This window comes from Microbacterium sp. CFBP 8801 (assembly GCF_014839455.1).
Taxonomy (GTDB): domain Bacteria; phylum Actinomycetota; class Actinomycetes; order Actinomycetales; family Microbacteriaceae; genus Microbacterium.
The window spans coordinates 20,960-27,667 of the sequence record NZ_JACYNU010000023.1; the positions used below are offsets into that span (position 1 = coordinate 20,960).

The 6,708-nt window shown below is 66.8% G+C and carries 5 protein-coding genes, 1 tRNA gene and 1 pseudogene; 4 read left to right on the forward strand and 3 right to left on the reverse strand.

The annotated features are described in order from the left end of the window. Window positions 1-93 precede the first annotated feature (93 nt). From IFR11_RS15340 to IFR11_RS16910, 4 genes and pseudogenes are all read left to right on the forward strand, one after another. Window positions 94-903: a replication-relaxation family protein gene (locus IFR11_RS15340; protein ID WP_191916742.1), complete on the forward strand. Its 810-nt coding sequence runs from the start codon at window positions 94-96 to the stop codon at window positions 901-903. A gap of 113 nt (window positions 904-1,016) precedes the next feature. Then, window positions 1,017-1,466, forward strand: a complete 450-nt coding sequence (locus IFR11_RS15345) for a hypothetical protein (protein WP_191916743.1) — start codon at window positions 1,017-1,019, stop codon at window positions 1,464-1,466. A gap of 240 nt (window positions 1,467-1,706) precedes the next feature. Continuing rightward, the gene (locus IFR11_RS15350) at window positions 1,707-2,006 is read left to right on the forward strand and encodes a hypothetical protein (RefSeq protein WP_191916744.1); all 300 of its coding nucleotides are present in this window, start codon (window positions 1,707-1,709) and stop codon (window positions 2,004-2,006) included. 335 nt (window positions 2,007-2,341) lie between these two features. Next, a pseudogene (locus tag IFR11_RS16910) lies at window positions 2,342-3,340 on the forward strand (recombinase family protein); the annotation flags it as partial. Between the two features lie 610 nt (window positions 3,341-3,950). Here IFR11_RS16910 and IFR11_RS15365 read toward each other — a convergent pair. The 3 genes from IFR11_RS15365 to IFR11_RS15375 form a co-directional block, all read right to left on the reverse strand. Continuing rightward, a tRNA-Pro gene (locus IFR11_RS15365) sits at window positions 3,951-4,027 on the reverse strand. A gap of 166 nt (window positions 4,028-4,193) precedes the next feature. Next, window positions 4,194-5,717: a hypothetical protein gene (locus IFR11_RS15370; protein ID WP_191916745.1), complete on the reverse strand. Its 1,524-nt coding sequence runs from the start codon at window positions 5,715-5,717 to the stop codon at window positions 4,194-4,196. Between the two features lie 114 nt (window positions 5,718-5,831). Next, the coding region (locus IFR11_RS15375) for a metallophosphoesterase (protein WP_191916746.1) at window positions 5,832-6,708 on the reverse strand (877 nt) is incomplete at its 5' end.

Consider the following 6,708-nt stretch of genomic DNA (forward strand, 5'->3'; position numbering starts at 1 on the left):
TCGATCTCAAGCTCTCCGGTTCCGATCACTTCTTGACTGGCCTGGAATTCGTTCGGCCCCCTCTCAGCGTCTCGCCCACGTGGGAGGTGCCTCGTGACGGAGAGTTCCTCGCGGGTGAGTAGGGCGCAGCTGCGGGTGCTCGCGGACGGGCTCAGCGCCCGGGATTGGCGGATCCTGCGGTTCGTTGCCGCGCACCGCTTCGCGACAACCCGCAACATCCGGGAGGCGTTTTTTGCCGATCACGCCTCGCCCCTCGCTGCGGCCCGCGCCTGCATCCGCGTCCTAGACCGACACCTGCGCGACCGGCTCCTCGGCCGGCTCGACAGACGCGTCGGCGGCGTCAAACACGGCTCATCGTCCTTCATCTGGCACCTCGACGTCATCGGCGCCCGCCTCGCCACCACCGAGCAGGGTAGGCGGCGCCTCACGATTCCCTCAGCTGACTTCCTCGATCACACCCTCGCCGTCGTGGGCACCCACGTCGCCCTGCTCACCCTCGCCCGCACCGGTGTCGTCACGGCTGAGCGCATCGACATCGAAACTGCCGCCTGGCGACCGTTCACCACGGCGCACGGCACCGCCAGCGTCCTGAAACCCGACCTCTACGTCCACCTGTCCACCCCTGAGTATGACGACCACTGGTATGTCGAGGTCGACCGCGGCACCGAACACCTGCCCGTCCTACTCGCCAAATGCCGCGCCTACACCGCCTACCGGGCTACCGGCCGAGCCCAGGCCGAACACGGCGTCTTCCCCCGCGTCCTCTGGCTCCTGCCCACGCAGCGCCGCGTGGCGGCCCTCCGTGCCGCCCTTCAGGACGACCCTCGCCTGGACGCCCGGCTCTTCGTCGTGATCACCGCGGACGCACTCGGCGACACCGTCGCCGATCCACTGGACCAGTGACTCACACCGACCTCCAGTCCTCACGACAGCCGGGCTCCATCCCGGGGTCGTGCGCCAGACGGGTGCCACCCACGGCATCCGGACTTACTACTCACCCTGAAAGGAGGGAAGACATGACAGATATCACGCACACACCGCACGGAGCCGTCGAACTCGACGACATCGTGCTCAGCCGGTTCGCGTCCTACGTGGCACGAATCGCCACCGAGAAGGACCTCTCGCATGAGTCGGCACCACGATTCACCAAGCCCGAGCTCGCGGACGCCTTCGCGGTCTACGTCCTCGCGGTGCCGGGCACCGAGAAGCGTCGCGACCTCAACGACGCGTTTGAGGACGACCACCTCGGCAGCTACGACACCTGGGGCGACGCCGCGAACAGCTTCTACGAGCACGGCTTCTTGAACGTGCTGCTCACCGAGCGAGACCTCCTCGAGGTGCAGGACGTCTTCACGCTCGACCTCACCGACTGGGCCGAGCAGACAGTCCGACGGTCCGTCGAGGAGCAGTGTCACGTCATCCGCACCACCAGCGGACGCGTGCACCTATTCCGACGCCGGCTATAGCCGCGCCGTGCACCCACGGGCAGGGCCACCCACCACCCAGATGGGCCGGCCCTGCCCACCCCAACACCACGCTCACCTCGAAAGGAGGAAACCATGACACCTGAACTACCCCCACCACCCGAGAGGGACTCACACCCACCGGGGGACGACGACCGTTTTGGCCCTGAAGCTGTCGCGTCCATTGAACGCTCGCTCGCGCACGTGCAAGACCCGGACGACGCCCTCCGGATCCTCCGCGGCGTGAAAGAGAACGGGGCCGCCTTCGCCGCGTACTTGATGCTGATCGACACCGACCTGGTCGCCGAGAATCTCATGGACCGGTTCCACGACAGCTACGTCGACGGGTGGGAGTCTTTCGCCGAGTTCCGCCGTGACGTCCTCGACGGACTCGGCTGGCTGGACGCCGTGAAACAGGTCATGACGGTGCAGGGGATCCCGGAAGACCACCTCGTCTGGAACCAGCCTGCGATCGACCAGCGGATCCTCGACACCTACGACGCTGTCCGCCTCGACGGCTGGTGGCACGTCTTCTACAAATAACCCCACCCGCCTGTGACCACCACGACGTTGCCTCACCGGCCTACGTTGGACCGCGAGTTTTCCCCAGGTCAGCGATGACAAAACCACATCATCATGCATCTCGACTTAAGAGGTGAAGTGAGCGTAAATCAAGGAGCCACCTCCGCCATTCGGGCGGACGGCCACCATCGAAAGGAGGCACCATGACAGACACCATCAACACGACGCCGAAGGCGAGGCGAGGGTCATTCGCGGGCTGGGAGCAACTCCTCGGCCTCGACGGCACCGCACCGCCCACGATAGGCGCAACAGGCGGGCACGCCGTCCTGTACCTCCGCGTCAGCACCCAGCGTCAAATGCACACCGCCGTCGATATCGACGCCGATGGCAACTCGATCGCTACCCAACGCGAACTCTGCGCCAAACGTTGCAAACGCCTGAAAGCCCCCATCGCGGAAGAGTTCCTCGAGCCGGGCAACTCGGCACAGTCCATCGCCAAACGACCCGTGTTCCGCCAACTTCTGAGCTACGTCGAACAGCACCCCGAAGTGGGGTACGTCGTCATCTACATGCGCTCCCGCATCTTCCGAAACCAAGCCGACGCCGCCATCACCAAACGCATCCTCGCCGGGATGGGCGTCAAGCTCATCTCCGCCAAGGAAGAGTTCGGCGACGGCTACATGGCAGACGCAATGGAGGCCATCACCGACATCATGAACGAAGTCCAAGTCCGCCAAAGCGGAGAGGACATCAAGAACAAGCTCCTCCACAAGGCGAAGAACGGTGGAACCGTCGGCCGCGCCAAGCTCGGCTACCTTAACGTCCGCAAAGACTTCGACGGACGCCTCGTCAACACCATCGCCATCGACCCCGTACGAGCGCCACTCATCAGGTGGGCCTTCGAGCAGTACGCGACCGACGAATACTCCGTCTGGCAGCTTGCGTCGATCCTGGGCGACATGGGTCTCACGACCCGCGCCTCTGCGAAACGTCCCGAGCGGCCAGTGTCGTCGAGCGCTCTAGCGAAGATTCTTCGGGACCCGTACTACACCGGGATGTTGCCGTTCAAGGGGGAGTTATATCCGGGTCGGCACTCTGCGGTGATCACCCAGGAGACCTTCGTCGCGTGTCAATCCATCCTGGATCGCAGGAACCGCAAGGGGGACCGAGACTTCGTCCACTTCCACTACCTCAAAGGAATGCTCTACTGCGGTCTGTGCGCCGATCAAGGACGCACCCGCCGTCTTGTGTATTCACAGAGCACTGGTAACGGCGGCACGTACGAATACTGGGTCTGCTCGGGCAAGCAACGTGACCACTGCACCCTTGGCACCCTTCGGATGGAAGACCTTGAGGAGCAGGTCGCTCTCGAGGTCACGCGCGAAGGGTTCACCTCCGACGACATCGAGGCGCTTCGCTCGCGGCTCCATCTAACCCGTGACCACATGGGCGAGAAGGACCGCCAGATGAAGGCTTCTCTCACCGCCGAACTCCGCAAGCTCGAAGACCACGAGGAACGTCTCATTGAGCTAGCGGCCGACGGATCAGTCTCGACACCCAAGCTCCGCGACAAGCTCAACCAGATCACCCTGAAGAAGGGCGCAGTCGCCAACAAGCTCAGTCACACGCTGGCCAGCCTCAATGTCGGCGTCGAGACTGCCGATGCGCAGCTTGATCTTCTCGACAACCCCGGCAAGCTCTACCGCGGTTCACCTCACCACGTCCGGCGAGATGTCCTCGCGGGACTTTTCAATAAATTTACTGTCCATCGCGACGAGCTCGGCGAGGTCGTCCTTGCTGCAGAACGCACGGTGATCAACGCGGCCGTCCAAGAATTGAACGGCCGCTGCGGGAATCACGTCACCCCAGCAAAAAGCGAGGAAGCCTCCCGCATATCTACGGAAGGCTTCCTCGCTAGCACCTTTGAAACTGCTTCTTCGTCCAAAGGTTGGAACATTCTTGAATTGGTCGGGGTGACAGGATTTGAACCTGCGGCCTCGTCGTCCCGAACGACGCGCGCTACCAAGCTGCGCCACACCCCGTTGCAACTAGGAAAGTCTACCCCGTCGGGCGGCATGCTTCGAACCATTGCGGGATTCGAGCGCGTTCGGGAGGGCGTGTTCCGGTGTCCTGGTTCGTCCACGTGGGTTTCGTCCGCGCGGCGCCCGCGCAGGGAGGCCGCGCGTGACGCAGCGGCCTCCCTCCGGCTCAGGACCGCGGAGTGCGACGTCGCCGGGCCGTGTGGGCCGCGACCAGCCCCGCACCGAGCAGCACCGCCGCGAGGCCGCCAGTGGCGCCGAGCGAGGCCGTCGTGACCCCCGTGGCCGCCAGCACGGGTACCGCGGGCAGCGCTGCGGGTGGCGCCGTCGGGAGGGCAGCCGGCACGGGAACCACCGTGGCCGCGGGTGTCAGCGCGGGTGTCGGGTCTGCCGGGGGCGGCGGAACGAGCTGCTCGGTCTGCGTGGGCGAGGCGAACCGCTCCACCCACAAGAAGGACGGCGGCAGGTGCGGCACGACATCCGCATCTTGCGCGGAGCGCTCGATGCGCCAGACGGCCGTGTACACACCGGCGCCCGGCAGATCCGCCTCGGTCTGCACGGTGTACGTTCCCGCCCCCTCGAGCGGATCGGTGCGCAGCGTGAGCTGGGCCACGGGCTTCAGCGACGCCGGGACCTCGTCGGCCTCGGCGGGGAATGCGCCCGTCCGGTAGACGTCGGCGGTGGCCGAGAGGATGACGAACGACCCGTCCGCCCGGCGAGGCCACACGCCGTCCTGTGTCGACACCGTGACGTCGTCGACGAAGCGGCGCCCGTCGAGACGGGCGACCGTCTGCACGCGCGGCGAGAACTGCACGGGCCGGGGCGCGGCATCCTGGGTCGAGAGTTCGAACGTCTGAGGGCCGGCGGGACCGGCGGACTCCTGCTGATCGGGTGTCGAGTAGTACCGGATGGCGGCGGCGCGCACCGAGAAGGAGCCCGTCGCGCGCACCGTGTAGGGCCGCCCGTCGTCCGAGGCCGAGGCGGGGGCGATGATCGCGTAGGTCGCACCCCCGCGCACGTCGTGTCGATCGGCGGACCCCGTGTCGGCGAACACCGCGTTCTGCAGATGCAGTGTGCCCGTGGCATCCGGGTCGACGTCTACGGAGAGTGTGCCGCGCGTGGGGTCGTCCTGCGCCGCCGAGAGCGTCAGCGAGCCGCCGGTGCGGGGCACCCGGATCGCCTCCGCTTCGGCGAGGTACTGCAGGGTGCGTTCCTGGATCGCAGCGCTGTTCTCGGGGCTCGCGCGACGCATGATGAAGTCGATGGCCTCCGGCAACTGGTCGCCGGAATACCCCCACGAGTGGAGCGTCGTGTCACGGTCGACGATCGCCTTCACGGCCCAGCCCACACTGGCCGCCTGCACGGCGTCGTCGGTCTGGCCGTACGTGCTGACGAGGTGGTTGATCGAGACCAGCTGCTGCGGGCTGAGGCCGTTCACGTCGGAGGTGACGCCGTGGTCCGTCGTGGGCCCGGTGGCGACGGGCAGACCCGGGTGGATGCAGTAGGTGTGCACGTCGCCCACTCGCATGGAGCCGTGCCAACCGGTGCGCGAGAGGGGAGCCCAGGTGCCGAAGCCGGTGCCCTGATCGGCCGCGTGGGCGACCGGAGCGATGGTCAGGCTGCTGAGCAGCACGGCCAGGACGGCCAGGAAGGCCGGAAGGCGACGGCGGGTGGGCGGGGGAGCATGGTTCATGCGGAGTCCCTTCGGTCGAGGAGACTCGATCGTGCTCGCTGAAGGGATGCCCCGGACGGCGAAAGGGGCCGTTCCGTGGAAGGAACGGCCCCTTTCGAGGATGGGGAGAACGGGTCAGCGGGGGAGCAGCGTGAGCAGCGTCGCCTCGGGCCGGCACGCGAAACGCACCGGGGCGTAGATCGAGTGCCCCAGGCCGGCGCTGACGTTGAGGGGCACCGTGCGTCCGTCGTACGTCCACTCGCTCAGACCGCGCGCCTGCTCGAGCGGAAGGTCGCAGTTGGAGACGAGCGCCTTGCGGCTGAACGGCACGCGTACCTGGCCACCGTGCGTGTGGCCCGCGAGCAGCACGTCGGCGCCGAGACCCGTGAACGCGTCGAGCGTTCGCCGGTAGGGCGCGTGCATCACGCCGATCCGGAGGTCGGCGGCATCCAAGGTGTCGAGCACGGGCGGTATGAGCTCGGGGCGATCCCAGTTGCGGTGGGCGTCGTTCACGCCGAACGCCGTGATGCGCGTGCCCTTCACTTCGAGCGAGACGGCCGTGTCGTCGAGGATGCTCCACCCCAGATCCACGGCGAAGAAGCGATCGAGCGCATCGATGTCGAGGTGCTTATGCGCGGGAAGGTGGCCCGAGGGGCCGAGGAAGTACCGCAGCGGGTTGCGGGGCGCGGGCTCCTGGAAGTCGTTGGATCCGTGGACGACCAGACCCGGAACGCCGCGGAGCGACGAGAAGGCGGTGCGCACCCCGACCAGACCGTCGCGGTGGCCCATGTTGTCGCCGGTGTTGACGACGAGGTCGGGGGCCAGCTCGACGAGCCTCGACATCCACTCCTGCTTGCGGTGTTGCCAGGGAGCCATGTGCGCATCGGACACGTGCAGCACCCGGAGGGGCTCCGCACCCGGCGGCAGCACGCGGACGGCGTGATAGCGCACGGTGAAGAGATACCGCTCGACGCCCACTCCCCAGACCGCTGCCCCGACAGCGGCCGCCCCC